Origin of the sequence: Chitinophaga sp., assembly GCF_039596155.1 — a bacterium.
GTDB lineage: Bacteria > Bacteroidota > Bacteroidia > Chitinophagales > Chitinophagaceae > Chitinophaga.
Window position 1 is genome coordinate 181004 of sequence record NZ_JBCNKF010000006.1, and the last position, 14004, is coordinate 195007.

A 14004-nucleotide genomic window follows, 5' to 3' on the forward strand; every position below is an offset into this window, starting at 1 on the left:
CATTTGCGGCATGCAGTCATTCTACCTGCCATATCAAAACAGCCGCATTCATGGAGCCGTCGCCGGCAACGGTGAAGATCTCCTCGTATGCCTGCACGGTTTTGGAGAAAGTACACTGCCTTTTTCCCGGCTGGTCCCCGCACTGGGTGAAATTTTCACCATCGTGGCCCTCGACCTGCCCCTTCATGGGAAAACCCGGTGGGAAGAAAACCGCCCTTTCGAAAAGGAAGACCTCCATGCCATCATTATCCTCCTCCTGAAAACGCAGCAAAAAACCGTTTTCTCGTTGTTAGGCTACAGTATGGGTGGGCGTATTGCGCTCTGTCTCACTGAGATGATGGCCCCACAGATCAGGGGCCTGATCCTGCTGGCTGCCGATGGGCTCAGTGACAATCCCTGGCACCTGTTCGTGACCCGGACCCGCATCGGCCACCGGCTCTTTAAACACATTACCTATCACCCCGGGTTTTACTTCTGGTTACTCAATACGGGAAACAAACTGAAGCTGATCAACAACAGCCTGCACCGATTTGCCAATAACAGTATGAATACCCTGCAAAAGCGCGAACTGGTCTTGCATGTATGGACTATCATGGCCCATATGATGCCCGACCGGAAACATATTAAACAGCTGCTGGCGCAATATCATATCCATACCCTGCTCATATTTGGCAAATATGACAGGGTCATACCATCGTCATTGGGTATACGCTTTATGGACGGTACGTTTCCCTGCGAAATGATGGTGCTTGACAAAGGGCATCAGCTACTCACGGAAGACCTGGGTGAAATAATATTAGATAAGATTTAAATTCGCGTATGTATTTTTTTCTCACCGTCTTATTCCTGCTGGGAGGATTGTATGGCATATTAATGATACGATATGGACATGGCTGGAAGGCATTACCACCTTATACACCGACTCAACCCATTAGCGGACTCACCAAAGTAACCGTCATTATTCCTGCCCGCGATGAAGAAGATAACCTGCCGCCGTTACTGGCAGCATTGCATGCACAGGACTATCCGGTACATCTTTTTGAAGTGATCGTGATTGACGACTTCTCGGCAGACAGCACGCCTGCTGTCGTACAGCACTTCCCCGCTGCCAATATCAAACTGCTGCAACTAAGCCAATATCTTAGTGCTACCGAGCGGCTGAACTCCTATAAGAAGAAAGCCATTGAACTTGCTATAGAACAGGCTACCGGCGACCTGATTATGACGACAGATGCTGATTGTGTAATGGGACCACTATGGATCAGTACGATGGTGAGATTCTATGAACAATACCGTCCAAAATTCATCGCTGCCCCGGTGAGTTTCTATAAAGAAAACAACTTCTTCAAGGTGCTGCAGTCACTGGACTTCATGACCATGCAGGGCATTACCGGTGCACTTGCCCAGCTGAAAGATGGTACCATGTGTAACGGAGCTAACCTGGGTTATGAAAGAAAAGTCTTTTACGAAGTAGGGGCTTTCAAAGGCATCGACAATATTGCTTCCGGAGATGATATGTTGCTGATGTTCAAGGTATTTAAAGCATATCCGGATGGCGTGAAATATCTAAAAAGCCAGGATGCGATTGTAGAAACTTTACCAGTCGACACTTTCAAAGCTTTTATGAACCAACGGATCCGCTGGTCTTCCAAAGCGGATAAGTATGACGATAAGCGCCTGACCTGGGTACTGGCACTGGTGTATTTCTGGAACGTCGTCTTGTTGTTCGGCGGGCTGTTTTGCCTGTTTGCACCTGCTGCGCTGCCTTACTTCCTGATAGCTATGGTCTTTAAGGTGGTGCTGGAGTTTTACTTCCTCATCCCGGTATCCCGGTTCTTTGGTAAAAAAGGAATGCTCAGCTGGTTTATACCCGGACAGTTATTTCATATTCCCTATATTGTAGCAGCGGGGTGGCTGGGTAAGTTTGGTTCTTACCAGTGGAAAGGACGAAAAGTTAAATAAGTTATGGCGGAGCGCAATAGAGGATCATCATTCCGGCAGCAGGCCTGGGCCAGGCTGCGACGCAATAAGGGGGCAGTAGCAGGGATGTTGCTGATCGCCATAGCCGTCGTCGTCAGCATTATCGCGTATTGGGTGAGTCCTGATGGTACACCGATGGCAAACAGGATGATTGTGGAGATAGGAGGGCAGCACCCGGGTTTCCGCATAGACCTGCTGGCATTGCCGGGACAACAACCGGTAGAAAAGGTAAATTTCCTGAAAAGACTGGCGGACGGACAGGCAGAGAATGTCAGTTGGATACCTGTCAACGGGTACCAGCGGGCAGGCGACAGCATCATTGTACAACGCTATGTAGATGAAGAGACAACTATGAGAGAAAGCTATCCTGCCAAAGGGACTTTCATCAGGCATTATACAGCCTGGCTGGGCACAGACAAGTTTGGACGGGATATATTAAGTCGCCTGCTGGTCGGTACAAGAGTCAGTTTGAGTGTAGGTTTTATTGCTGTGGTCATTTCACTCACTATAGGCATTCTTTTAGGAGCAGTAGCGGGTTACTTCCGTGGGGTAACAGACGATGTAGTCATGTGGTTAGTGAATGTGATCTGGTCAGTACCAACTTTGTTGCTGGTATTTGCCATTACGCTGGCACTGGGCAAGGGCTTCTGGCAGGTGTTCATTGCTGTGGGTCTTACGATGTGGGTGAATGTAGCCCGCATCATCAGGGGACAGGTCATGTCGCTGCGGGAGCTGACTTTTATAGAGGCCACCCGTGCACTGGGATTTGGGCATACCCGGACGATAGTCAGACACATTTTACCCAATATATTAGGGCCGGTGATGGTGGTAGCGGCAGGCAATTTTGCCACGGCGATTGTGGTAGAGGCGGGATTGAGTTTCCTGGGGGTGGGGGTACAGCCACCGCAGCCCTCCTGGGGCCTGATGATCAAGGAGAATTACAATTTTATTATCACCCATAATCCTTTGCTGGCACTGGCACCTGGGGTAGCTATTATGCTGATGGTACTGGCATTTAACCTGTTGGGAAACGGGTTGAGAGATGCGATGGATGTGCGGCAATAGCCCTTGTTTCGTATTATAAAAACTGTTAATTTTATCGTTATTCAGAACATACTTACATTCTTATGCCTTTGAAATCATATCTTTTACCTATCCTGGCCCTGTTTGCACTGACCTTTTCCTCCTGCAAAAAGAAAGATAGCGGCTCCGTAGTAAAGCCTGCTGAAGAGGGATTGAAAGTAACGCTCACAAACGTCACCGAGGCTTCTTATACAGCAGCAGCCGGTTCTACTTATACTTTTCAGGCAGCTGTAACGTCCAAATTACCAGGCAGTGGTGTGACCATCACCGTCAAAGCCGTAACAGATCCCGGTGGAATTAATATTCCACAGAATGCAGTGGCCCCCAGCACTACCGGCGCCATTGAAATTACCCTGATCGGGCTGCAGCCACTGCGCGTTACCCTGGTGACGGTGGTGATCACTTCTGTAGACAACCCGGATAATACAATTACCAAAACTTTCTGGATTACTAACAAGGCGGAATAAGATAGCGATGCTATAGCCGTACAATTACAATGCTGTAACCCGGGTTACAGCGATGGGATAACTATGCCCTGACTATAACCTGGATATACAACAAAGCCGTAATCAATAGTACACTAATAGTACACCAATAGTACACCAGTATATCACCTCAATATCCCTGGGATATTGAGGTGATATACTGGTGACCTTTTAATGCTAGTTTGGTGGCCTTTTAGCATTATAGTCAGGGCGAAGTTGACCTGTATGTATTGCTTGGTACAAAAGCTGTAGCTTTGCACCCATCAGAACAAGCAGCTTAACTATGCGTATAGGAGTGAATGCCGCCGGCCTTGCGGGTGATAGGCCGGCAGATACAGGAAATATCAGCACAGCGCTTTTAAAGGAATTATGCCGTTTGCATCCGGAGCACCAGTTTGTCTTTTTTGTAGACCGTCCGGGGGTATCTCTGAGTGAATTCGCTGATAATGTGCAACTTGTGGAGGTGCCGCTCAAGGGTCGCAAGGCATGGCAACTATACTGGTGGAGGGAATGGCAGCTGCCGGCGGCCATCAAAAAGCAGCAGCTGGACTTATTTCTCGGCATGGATGGGCAATTGCCCCTGCGCAGCAAGGTACCTGCCCGCATATTGATCACTGATACGGGTTTTCTGCATGGAGTAGCTGGTATGTCGAAGGACTTGCGGCGATATCTGGCGAAGCATACCCGGAAATATATACAGGCAGCAGAGAAAGTCCTGGTGGTATCGCCGGTGGTAAAGGACGATTTGTTAACTTATGCCCCCGCTGTAGCAGAAAAGCTCATCTTGCTACCTGCCGGGTTAGATAGCAGTTATCGCCCGGTGGAATGGGAAGAGAGAGAGCAGATTAAACAGGAGTTTACAGGAGGGGTAGAATACTTTGTTGCCATTGGCAGCATGCATCCCCGGAATAATATCCTTCCTTTGCTGAAGGCTTTCTCCGCATTGAAACGCCGGCTGCGTTCCAATATGAAACTGGTCCTCGCCGGAGCTCCTACCAATGCCGGTGCAGAAATCATTGAGAATATGGCTACCTACAAGTTTCGTAACGACGTCGTCTGGTTGCAGGATGCCAGTCAGGAGACCTTGTCCCGGGTAGTGGCGGGCGCGTATACCCTGGTATATACCAGCCGGTTCGAGGGACTGGCGTTGCCGGTGTATGCAGCGCTCAGTGCCGAAGTTCCGGTGGTGGCTATAGAAGGGCCTGCTGCCAGGGTTGCCGGAGGGGAAGGTGTACTGTATACAGACCCTGAAAGTCTGGATGACCTGGCAGAAAAGATGTCCTTATTGTATAAAGATGAGGTGTTGCGCAGCAGGATGCTGGAACGTGGCAGGCAGGTGACCCTGCCGGGAAGCTGGACGGAAGCGGCTTCCATGATATTAAAATAATAACATAAGTATCATAAATCTGGACATCAGCACATTCGCAGTTTAATAGTAAATTTGCGTTTCTAAAATATTGGAACTATTTTTTATGGCAAAGACATCTACCATACAGATCCAGGTTGAACTGGACAATGACAGGATACCTGAGAAGATTGAATGGAGGGCAACGGATAGTACTCAGGCAGACCGTTTCCAGCAGGCGAAGGCGATGATGGTTGCTTTCTGGGACGGCGCTGATAAGACCGCACTGCGGATAGATTTGTGGACAAAGCAGATGATGGTGGATGAAATGGCTGATTTCTTCTTTCAGACGATGATGACCATGGCTGATACTTACCAGCGTGCTACTCCATATAAGGATCAGGCAGACGAACTGAGAACTTTTGCCCGTGACTTCTACAAGAAGTTTGAAGAGAAGCAAAAGGCAGAACAGTAATAAACGAGGATTTCAAAACAACCATATATGTCTCTGGAACTAAACATTAACGCAGCGATTAAAACAGCCATGCTGGCAAAAGCAGAAGCAGATCTGCGTGCGCTGCGTGCTATTAAGGCCGCTATCCTGCATGCCAAGACTGCAGAGGGCTTTAGCGGAGAGCTGAGCGAAGCAGATGAAACAAAGCTGTTACAAAAGTTAGCCAAACAAAGAAAAGATTCGCTGGATATATACCGTCAGCAAAACAGGGAAGACCTCGCCGCTAAGGAAGAGGAGGAACTGGTTGTGATCGAGAAATACCTGCCAAAGCAAATGGACGAAGCGGAACTGAAAGCTGCTATCCAGGCAATTATCACGGAAACGGGGGCTAGCTCTCCTGCCGATATGGGTAAGGTAATGGGCGTGGCTACCAAGCAGTTAGCTGGTAAAGCGGACGGTAAAGCCATTTCCGGACTGGTAAAAGAGTTATTGGCAAAATAATCGGGGACTTTCAATTCTTTTTCCCTGGTCTCCTATCTTCCTATAGAAATATATGGGTATAGACATTGTATTCGCCATCATCCTTGTAATTGCTATTTATAAGGGATATAGCCGTGGCCTGATAGTAGCGGTATTTTCCTTTGTAGCAGTGACACTGGGACTGGCTGCAGCATTGAAGTTGACCACCGTAGCTGTATTGTACGCCCAATCACATTGGGATGTGCATACGCGTTGGTTACCAGTTATTTGCTTCATAGCCCTGTTCCTGGGAGTGGTATTGTTAGTACGGCTTGGTGCCACCCTGCTGCAAAAGCTGGTAGAGGTGGCGATGATGGGCTGGCTAAACAAATTAGGCGGGATCTTACTGTATAGTGCTATCTTTATCATGGTCTATAGTGTCCTTTTATGGATAGCCAACCAGTTGTACTGGTTGAGTCCGGAGATCAAAATGCAATCTGTTGTATATCCGTACATTGAACATCTCGGGCCCGCTGTCATGAATGGAGTTGGCAAGTTAATTCCTGTCTTTAAAGACATGTTTGCCAGTCTGCAATCATTTTTTGACAATGCAGCCAGGGAGATACAGAGCAAACAATAGCGGGTGATAAACATAGATTAAATGATCTATATCCTTCGCTTCAAAGATTATTTGAATTAATAAAAAGAATTATTTTAGCGCAAAATTGACTTTCAAGCTTTGGCAATGGATTACGAAATCAAAACACAGGGAAAGTTTAAGTTTGTTGAAGAAGGGGAGGGTGAACCGCTGGTATTATTGCACGGGCTATTTGGTGCACTGAGCAACTTCGGGGGCCTGATCGAATATTTCCGCCGCTACAACAAGGTAGTTGTACCGCTTTTGCCTTTGTTTGATCTGAATATTCTGGATACTTCCGTAGCTGGCCTGGCCAAATACGTTCATAAGTTCATTGAGACAATGGAATATACCAATGTGCACCTGCTGGGTAACTCCCTGGGTGGTCATGTTGGCCTGGTATACCTGTTGAAACATCCCGAAGCGCCCGTTAAATCACTCACACTGACTGGTAGTTCCGGTCTGTTTGAAAACGGGATGGGGGAAACTTATCCTAAAAGAGGAGACTACGAATATATCCGTAAGAAAACGGAACTTACCTTCTACGACCCGGCAATGGCGACCAAAGAACTGGTAGACGAAGTGTTTGACATTACGACTAACCGTCTTAAGGTAATCAAGATCATTACACTGGCTAAGTCGGCTATACGCCATAACCTGGGTGAAGAGCTACGCGAAATCAAGATCCCGACCTTGCTGGTATGGGGGCTGAACGATACCGTGACACCGCCAATGGTAGGTGAGGAGTTCCAGAAACTGATCCCTAATTCAGAACTGCACTTCATCGATAAATGCGGACATGCACCTATGATGGAACAACCGGATCAGTTTAATCAGATCCTGCACCCTTTTTTACAGAAATTAGGTAGTAAATAAACTTGCTACTCACATTACTATATTGGAGCTGGTTCAACAGGATCAGCTCCATTTTTTTTACCACTCATCCACTACCATCCTATTGCGCTGTATGTAACAAACCACGCGGATCTAGCGTTACGTATATAATCAGGGAGACATGCTTTATTCATAAATCCCCTCGTCCGGTACGAGGACGTTAGCGATTCTTTTCCTATTATTGTATCACAATAGCGCAATTTCATAATGCTGGCACGTGATCTCATATCGACTGTTATACCAATCCTCCATCCTCTTGATCCAGGGTCCAGAGCCCTGCGCCTGATGAACGAATACCATCTTTCGCAACTGCCCCTGGTACTTGAGAACAAATATCTGGCACTGGTTGAAGAAGATGATATCCTTGATCTGGAAGATACCGAGGTATCGCTGGAGAATATGGAATACAATGGTCCGAAGCCGGGCGTATTGGAAAGTGCGCACTTTTATGAGACACTACGGGTTTTTTATGACCTGAAGTTGTCCGTATTACCAGTCATCAGCCGTGAAAATGAGTACCTGGGTGTACTCACGAAAGATAACCTGCTGGCCGTACTGGCACAATACAATGGCGTAAAGGAACCTGGAGGTATTATTGCGCTGGACATTGACCCCCGCGATTACAGCCTGAGTGAAATCGCGAGAATTGCAGAATCGAATGATATTACACTGCTCAGTGTGAATACCATTACCAGTCCGGCTACAGGCAGACTGGAAGTACTGTTGAAGACGAACCGTCAGGAGCTGCATGGGCTGGTGGCAACATTTGAGCGGTTCAACTACACAATTAAATACACAATCACCGAAGAGCAGGAGGAAGACATGCTCCGGAAAAATTACGACCTGCTGATGAATTATATCAGTATGTAATCGTCCCTTCACATTAGTTATGCAGATTGCAATATATAGCCGTGGATTTGTAAGAGAAGACCTGCCAATCATCCAGCTGCTGCTGAATGAGCTGGCAAGAGAAGAGATTGATGTGATCATTTATGAAGCTTTCTTTCAGGCCTTACAGCCACATATTACATATACAAAAGAGCCAGCTACCTTCGCCTGTGCAACCGACCTGCATGGCCGGGCAGATATTCTTGTGAGCCTTGGAGGGGATGGTACCCTGCTGGATACAGTTTGTTACGTACGGGATAAGAATATCCCGGTACTGGGGATCAATTTTGGAAGATTAGGCTTCCTGGCAAGCATAGGAAAAGATGCGATTTATGCTGCAGTACAGGCTTTGAAACAGCGTACTTATGTGGTGGATAAGCGAACGCTGATCCATTTGGATAGTAATGTGCCTACGCTGTTTGGAGAAGTGCCCTATGGATTGAATGATTTTACAATACATAAGAAGGATACTTCGGCGATGGTGAAGATTCATACTTACCTGAACGGGGAGTTTTTGAATACTTACTGGGCGGATGGATTGATAGTGGCTACGCCTACAGGGTCCACAGGATATTCCCTGAGTTGCGGAGGCCCGGTGGTGTTTCCGGAGGCAGGAAGTTTTGTGATTACACCGGTGGCGCCGCATAATCTGAATGTAAGGCCGATTATAGTGCCGGACGATAATGTGATCAGTTTTGAAGTAGAAGGTAGGAGCGATCAGTTTCTTTGTACCCTTGATTCGAGAATGGAAACGATCGATAATACCGTGCAGCTGGCAATAAAAAAAGAATCGTTTAAATTAAGCCTGCTAAGGCTGGATGATAGTAACTTCCTGCATACCTTAAGACATAAGTTGCTTTGGGGGATTGATGCGAGGAATGCCTTAAAATAGTTGGAACGGAGAAAGATGGCTGCTGGCCATCCGGTTTTTGTTCGGTGCCGGCATATTTGTTTTGGGGGAGTAAAACCGGACATTATAGGTGAACAAAATGAAAATTCGCTACAGTGAACAACATCCTTTATGCTATGTTGTAGTAAATAACCTACATATTTGCGTATTAGCACATTAAGATTTTTTATTACATTTGTTTACTTGGATTAATACCAAAAGCAGGATAATCGCGTTTAAAGGAATTATCGCGTTTAAGCAAACCGATTTATGGGCAAACCTTTTTTTTACAAACGTATCATCACCTCCACCCTTATAGCAGTGGGATCCCTATTCCTGACGCCTGCTTTTGCGCAGAACGAGCTGTCTTATACCGGTGAACTGGGCCTTTCCATAGGAGCTGCCCACTATTTTGGAGATCTCAATACCAATGGACGTCTGAACGCCCCCAAACCGGCTATCGGGATCTTTTACCGCAAGTACATGAACGACTATATCGGCGTACGCTTTCATGGTCGGTACATGATGCTGGGTTATTCTGATACCTACAACGACAACGATTTTCAGAAACGCCGTAACCTCAGTTTCAATACCGACGTATTTGAATTGGGTGTTCAGGGCGATTTTAACTTCTTCCGCTTCGAACCCGGCTCCAGCTATTACCGCTTTACGCCGTATTTTACAGGTGGTGCATCACTGTTTTACTTCAATCCATACGCTTACCTGAACAACAAGAAGTATTATCTCCAGCCGCTCCGTACAGAAGGGCAGGGGAGTGCCATGTACCCTGACAGGAAGCCGTACAGCCTGGTATCTACCGCCTGGTTGCTGGGTGGTGGTTTCAAATACAATTTGTCTAAGAAAGTTAACCTGGGGCTGGAAGTATTATACCGCTTCACCAATACAGATTACCTGGATGATGTAAGTAAAACCTATGCTGGTACTGCTTTGTTCCCTCCAGATGCGAATGGCAACCCAACAGCCGCTTACCTGTTACAGGACCGTAGTTATGCTACCGGCGACAGGATCGGAATTCCGGGCAGGCAACGGGGTAACAGCCGTGACAAAGATCAGTTCGTTACTGCGGAACTGACTATCAGTATCCTGTTTACCTCTTATAGATGTAAATTCTAGTTTGGCAGGCGAAATTTGTCTATCTGTAGTCCTTTCAGGCCAGTTGGCCTATTTTTTATACTTTCTATAAGCGTTTTTTCGAGTCAAACGGCCAACAGCAAAGGATTTCGCTGTTAAAAATCCGTTAAAACCCCTACCCCCCCTTTGCCGGGAAAGGCATATATCTATTTTTGTATCTTTGCACACCTTAATAAAAATCTGTATCGATATATATAATACGCCGGAGATACTCATGAGTTTGAAGGATAAATTAGACTTACAACGGTTGCCACGACATATTGCTGTCATTATGGACGGCAATGGCCGTTGGGCTAAGGAGCGCGGTCAGGACAGGCTGTTTGGTCATTATGAGGGAGTGGAAAGTGTGCGTAATATTACGGAAGCCTGCGCCGAACTGGGAATTGGTTACCTTACCCTGTACGCCTTTTCAACCGAGAATTGGGATAGACCTGTTTACGAAGTGAACGGGATCATGGAGCTATTGGTCAATACGATCCGTAGTGAAGTGAGCACGCTCATTAAAAATAACATCCGGCTCCATGTGATCGGAGATATGAACATGTTGCCCGGAAACTGTAAAAGCGAGATGGAAGAGGCAATAGCCCTTACCAGTCCATGTACAGGCCTCAACCTGATCATGGCGCTCAGCTATAGTGCCCGTTGGGAAATCCTAAATGCTGCCAAAAAAATTGCCCAGGATGTGAAAGATGGCAAACTCGAACCCGAGGCCATTACTCCTGACAAGTGGCAGCAATACCTGTGTACGGCCGACCTGCCGGATCCGGAACTGATGATCCGGACCAGCGGGGAATGCAGAATCAGTAACTTCCTGCTTTATCAGCTGGCTTATGCGGAGCTGTATTTTACAGATACCCGTTGGCCCGACTTCCGCAAAGAACATCTTTACGAAGCTATCTTAAACTTTCAGAACAGAGAACGACGCTTTGGCAAAACAAGCGATCAAATACAGCAGAATGAAGAAATTATTTCCTAAGAGCCTACTGGCCATAATATTATGTTGCAGTGCTGGCATTCGTGTATCCGCCCAGGAGAGAGATACCATCCCTGCAGCAGACCAACCAGTGGGATTGAACTTACCATTGGGAAATTCACAACCTCAGCAATACGAGATAGCCGACATCGTTGTATCAGGCACTCAGTATCTGGATAAGTCCCTGCTGATCTCCCTCTCCGGATTGAACGTAGGGGACAAAGTCGTTTACCCCGGCGGCGACCAGTTTGCCAAAGCAATTCAGGCCCTGTGGGGACAAAGATTGTTTGCCAACGTCGCTATCTATGTAACTAAAATTGCAGACGGTCAGATCTGGCTGGAAATTGAATTGCAGGAGCGCCCACGTCTGAACCAGTTCCTTTTCAAAGGCGTAAAAAAATCGGAACAGGAAGAGATCATCAAGAAAACCGGTATGCGTAAAGGCCAGGTGGTCACCGAAAGCATGGAACAAAATGCAGTAGGTATCATCAGGAAATATTATAGCGAAAAAGGTTATCGCAACGCTGAAGTAAACGTAAGCGAGAAAACTGACAGCGGTCAGACCAATGCAACCAACGTACTGTTCACCGTGGCAAAAGGTAACAAAGCCAAGGTTGACAACATATATATCGTAGGTAATCAGAATATCTCTGATACCAAACTGAAAAAGAAAATGAAGGGTACCAAAGAAAGGACCCGCCTCACCATTTATCCGGATTACGAGCCAGTATGGCCTGATTCGACAGATGATAATGGTGACTACTGGCGTACTTTTGGTTTCCTCCAGCCGTCCCGTACACTGGAAGAACTGGATCCTTATTTTCGCTTCAAACTGTTTGCTTCTGCTAAGTTCAACGAAAACAAATACGCTGAAGATAAAGAGAAGGTAATCTCCTACTATAACACACAGGGTTATCGTGATGCGGTGCTCGTGAGAGATACGACTTACAAGTCCCTGAACGGTGGGGTGAATGTGAGCATGCAGGTGATGGAGGGTAAGAAATATTACTTCGGTAAGATCACCTGGAAAGGGAATAGCCGTTATTCCGACTCGCTGCTGGCAAAAGTATTAGGCATCAAGGAAGGAGACACTTATAACCAGGAATTGCTGCAGAAACGCCTGCTGTCGTCTGAAGGTGGTGACGTAGGTGGTCTGTACATGGACTATGGTTACCTGTTCTTCCACGCTGATCCGGTAGAAGTAGGTATACATGGTGATACCATCGACTACGAGATCAGGGTATCGGAAGGTCCTCAGGCTACGATCAAGGAAGTGCGTATTGCAGGTAATGAAAAGACAAATGAACATGTGATCCGCCGTGAGTTGCGTACACTGCCTGGTGAAAAATTCAGCCGTACTGACCTGATCCGTTCCAACCGTGAGATCGCGAACCTCGGTTTCTTCAACCCTGAAAAGATCGGTATGAACCCGGTGCCTAACATTCAGGATGGAACTGTGGACATTGATTATACAGTGGAGGAAAAAGCGAATGACCAGCTGGAACTCTCAGCAGGATGGGGTGGTTATATTGGTTTGACCGGTACACTCGGTGTGACCTTCAATAACTTTTCCCTGCGTAATATTTTCAACAAAGAAACATGGGATCCATTACCGAGTGGTGACGGCCAGAAATTATCTGTTCGTATCTCTTCAAACGGGAAGGCTTATCGCTCCTACAACTTCTCCTTCACCGAGCCATGGTTAGGTGGTAAAAAGAGGAACCAGTTCTCTGTAAGCTTCTATAACAGCTATCAGAACCCGAATGCTTATTCTTCTTATATATATGGTACCACCCTGTCGAACAGTGCATACTTCAAGGTAATGGGTGCTTCCGTATCACTGGGTAAGCAGCTGAAGTGGCCTGATGACTATTTCACCCTGATCTATGCGGTGAACTATCAACAGTATAAACTGAAGAACTATAACTACTTCAATATCGCAGGTTTCTCCAGCGGTACATCTAATAACATCAACCTGAAGCTGACGCTGGCCCGTTCATCTGTCGACCAGCAGATCTTCCCAAGATCCGGTTCCAACTTCATGCTGAGTGGTCAGTTCACACCTCCATACTCTATGTTCCACCCGGACAGAGATTACAAACTGGAGTCTATCAAAGATCAGTTCAGCTTTATCGAATATCAGAAGTACCGTTTCAATGCTGAGTGGTACGTTCCGTTGAGCAAGCCAATAGGTAGCGACAACAAGATGTTTGTAATGAAGATTGCAGCTAAATTTGGTTACATCAGCCGGTATAACAACAGGACAACCCTGTCTCCATTCGGTCGCTTTGAATTGGGTGGTGATGGTCTGAGTAACTTTGCGATCTATGACCGTGATATCGTATCTCAGAGAGGTTATCCCGTATATTATTCATCTGATCCGAGACGTAACTCAGAAAACAGTCAGCCAAGTGGCTATGAAGGTTTCACGATCTTCAACAAGTACGTGATGGAATTGCGTTATCCATTCAGCCTGAACCCAAGCTCTACGATCTTTGGTCTGGCGTTCCTGGAGGCGGCAAACGGTTACAGGGATGTACAGGAGTACAATCCATTCAAGCTGCGCCGTTCAGCAGGTCTGGGTATGCGCTTCTACCTGCCGATGTTTGGTCTGCTTGGATTTGACTATGGTATTGGATTTGACCGTATTACCTCTGGCAATGGTCTGAAAGACGCCGCCAAGTTCACCTTCATGTTGGGCTTCGAACCGGAATAATCGAAAGAATATTACAGTATGAAGCTCTCCAGACGGGGAGCTTTCATAC

General features: G+C 46.7%; 14 protein-coding genes. All 14 read left to right on the plus strand.

Features of this window, described 5'->3' with window-relative positions; translation table 11 throughout:
* The first annotated feature begins 10 nt into the window (after window positions 1-10).
* The 14 genes from ABDW33_RS08155 (at window position 11) to ABDW33_RS08220 (ending at window position 13955) form a co-directional block, all read left to right on the plus strand.
* Window positions 11-811, plus strand: a complete 801-nt coding sequence (locus tag ABDW33_RS08155) for an alpha/beta fold hydrolase (protein ID WP_343689564.1) — start codon at window positions 11-13, stop codon at window positions 809-811.
* An 8-nt stretch (window positions 812-819) separates the two neighbouring features.
* Window positions 820-1962, plus strand: coding sequence for a glycosyltransferase (locus tag ABDW33_RS08160; RefSeq protein ID WP_343689565.1), 1143 nt, complete (start codon window positions 820-822; stop codon window positions 1960-1962).
* Window positions 1963-1965: 3 nt separating this feature from the next.
* Complete coding sequence (locus ABDW33_RS08165) at window positions 1966-3045, plus strand: ABC transporter permease (protein ID WP_343689566.1); 1080 nt, start codon at window positions 1966-1968, stop codon at window positions 3043-3045.
* Between the two features lie 62 nt (window positions 3046-3107).
* Window positions 3108-3530, plus strand: a complete 423-nt coding sequence (locus ABDW33_RS08170) for a hypothetical protein (RefSeq protein ID WP_343689567.1) — start codon at window positions 3108-3110, stop codon at window positions 3528-3530.
* A gap of 301 nt (window positions 3531-3831) precedes the next feature.
* Window positions 3832-4935 (plus strand): glycosyltransferase, encoded by a 1104-nt coding sequence (locus ABDW33_RS08175; RefSeq protein WP_343689568.1) that lies wholly within the window; start codon window positions 3832-3834, stop codon window positions 4933-4935.
* Window positions 4936-5020: 85 nt separating this feature from the next.
* Window positions 5021-5368 carry a gliding motility protein GldC gene (gldC, locus tag ABDW33_RS08180; protein ID WP_072362873.1) on the plus strand — a complete coding sequence of 116 codons (348 nt, stop codon included), beginning with the start codon at window positions 5021-5023 and terminating at the stop codon, window positions 5366-5368.
* A 27-nt stretch (window positions 5369-5395) separates the two neighbouring features.
* Complete coding sequence (locus ABDW33_RS08185; protein WP_343689569.1) at window positions 5396-5848, plus strand: GatB/YqeY domain-containing protein; 453 nt, start codon at window positions 5396-5398, stop codon at window positions 5846-5848.
* A 52-nt stretch (window positions 5849-5900) separates the two neighbouring features.
* Window positions 5901-6446: a CvpA family protein gene (locus ABDW33_RS08190; RefSeq protein ID WP_343689570.1), complete on the plus strand. Its 546-nt coding sequence runs from the start codon at window positions 5901-5903 to the stop codon at window positions 6444-6446.
* A gap of 105 nt (window positions 6447-6551) precedes the next feature.
* Window positions 6552-7319, plus strand: coding sequence for an alpha/beta hydrolase (locus ABDW33_RS08195; RefSeq protein WP_343689571.1), 768 nt, complete (start codon window positions 6552-6554; stop codon window positions 7317-7319).
* Window positions 7320-7544: 225 nt separating this feature from the next.
* Window positions 7545-8207 carry a CBS domain-containing protein gene (locus ABDW33_RS08200; protein WP_343689572.1) on the plus strand — a complete coding sequence of 221 codons (663 nt, stop codon included), beginning with the start codon at window positions 7545-7547 and terminating at the stop codon, window positions 8205-8207.
* A 19-nt stretch (window positions 8208-8226) separates the two neighbouring features.
* Window positions 8227-9117 (plus strand): NAD kinase, encoded by an 891-nt coding sequence (locus ABDW33_RS08205; RefSeq protein WP_343689573.1) that lies wholly within the window; start codon window positions 8227-8229, stop codon window positions 9115-9117.
* A gap of 267 nt (window positions 9118-9384) precedes the next feature.
* On the plus strand, window positions 9385-10248 hold the full coding sequence (locus tag ABDW33_RS08210) for a DUF6089 family protein (RefSeq protein ID WP_343689574.1): 864 nt from the start codon (window positions 9385-9387) through the stop codon (window positions 10246-10248).
* 232 nt (window positions 10249-10480) lie between these two features.
* Window positions 10481-11242: an isoprenyl transferase gene (locus ABDW33_RS08215; protein ID WP_186828981.1), complete on the plus strand. Its 762-nt coding sequence runs from the start codon at window positions 10481-10483 to the stop codon at window positions 11240-11242.
* Window positions 11223-13955, plus strand: coding sequence for a POTRA domain-containing protein (locus ABDW33_RS08220; RefSeq protein WP_343689575.1), 2733 nt, complete (start codon window positions 11223-11225; stop codon window positions 13953-13955). Before ABDW33_RS08215 ends, ABDW33_RS08220 begins: the two co-directional genes overlap by 20 nt.
* Window positions 13956-14004: the final 49 nt, after the last annotated feature.

Excerpts from the sequence above, each read along its gene's own strand:
- ABDW33_RS08205 (WP_343689573.1), top strand. The coding sequence starts at position 8,227 with ATGCAGATTGCAATATATAGCCGTGGATTTGTAAGAGAAGACCTGCCA.
- gldC (WP_072362873.1), top strand. The coding sequence starts at position 5,021 with ATGGCAAAGACATCTACCATACAGATCCAGGTTGAACTGGACAATGAC.
- ABDW33_RS08160 (WP_343689565.1), top strand. The coding sequence starts at position 820 with ATGTATTTTTTTCTCACCGTCTTATTCCTGCTGGGAGGATTGTATGGC.
- ABDW33_RS08195 (WP_343689571.1), top strand. The coding sequence starts at position 6,552 with ATGGATTACGAAATCAAAACACAGGGAAAGTTTAAGTTTGTTGAAGAA.
- ABDW33_RS08165 (WP_343689566.1), top strand. The coding sequence starts at position 1,966 with ATGGCGGAGCGCAATAGAGGATCATCATTCCGGCAGCAGGCCTGGGCC.
- ABDW33_RS08190 (WP_343689570.1), top strand. The coding sequence starts at position 5,901 with ATGGGTATAGACATTGTATTCGCCATCATCCTTGTAATTGCTATTTAT.
- ABDW33_RS08215 (WP_186828981.1), top strand. The coding sequence starts at position 10,481 with ATGAGTTTGAAGGATAAATTAGACTTACAACGGTTGCCACGACATATT.
- ABDW33_RS08210 (WP_343689574.1), top strand. The coding sequence starts at position 9,385 with ATGGGCAAACCTTTTTTTTACAAACGTATCATCACCTCCACCCTTATA.
- ABDW33_RS08185 (WP_343689569.1), top strand. The coding sequence starts at position 5,396 with ATGTCTCTGGAACTAAACATTAACGCAGCGATTAAAACAGCCATGCTG.
- ABDW33_RS08175 (WP_343689568.1), top strand. The coding sequence starts at position 3,832 with ATGCGTATAGGAGTGAATGCCGCCGGCCTTGCGGGTGATAGGCCGGCA.
- ABDW33_RS08200 (WP_343689572.1), top strand. The coding sequence starts at position 7,545 with ATGCTGGCACGTGATCTCATATCGACTGTTATACCAATCCTCCATCCT.
- ABDW33_RS08220 (WP_343689575.1), top strand. The coding sequence starts at position 11,223 with ATGAAGAAATTATTTCCTAAGAGCCTACTGGCCATAATATTATGTTGC.
- ABDW33_RS08170 (WP_343689567.1), top strand. The coding sequence starts at position 3,108 with ATGCCTTTGAAATCATATCTTTTACCTATCCTGGCCCTGTTTGCACTG.
- ABDW33_RS08155 (WP_343689564.1), top strand. The coding sequence starts at position 11 with ATGCAGTCATTCTACCTGCCATATCAAAACAGCCGCATTCATGGAGCC.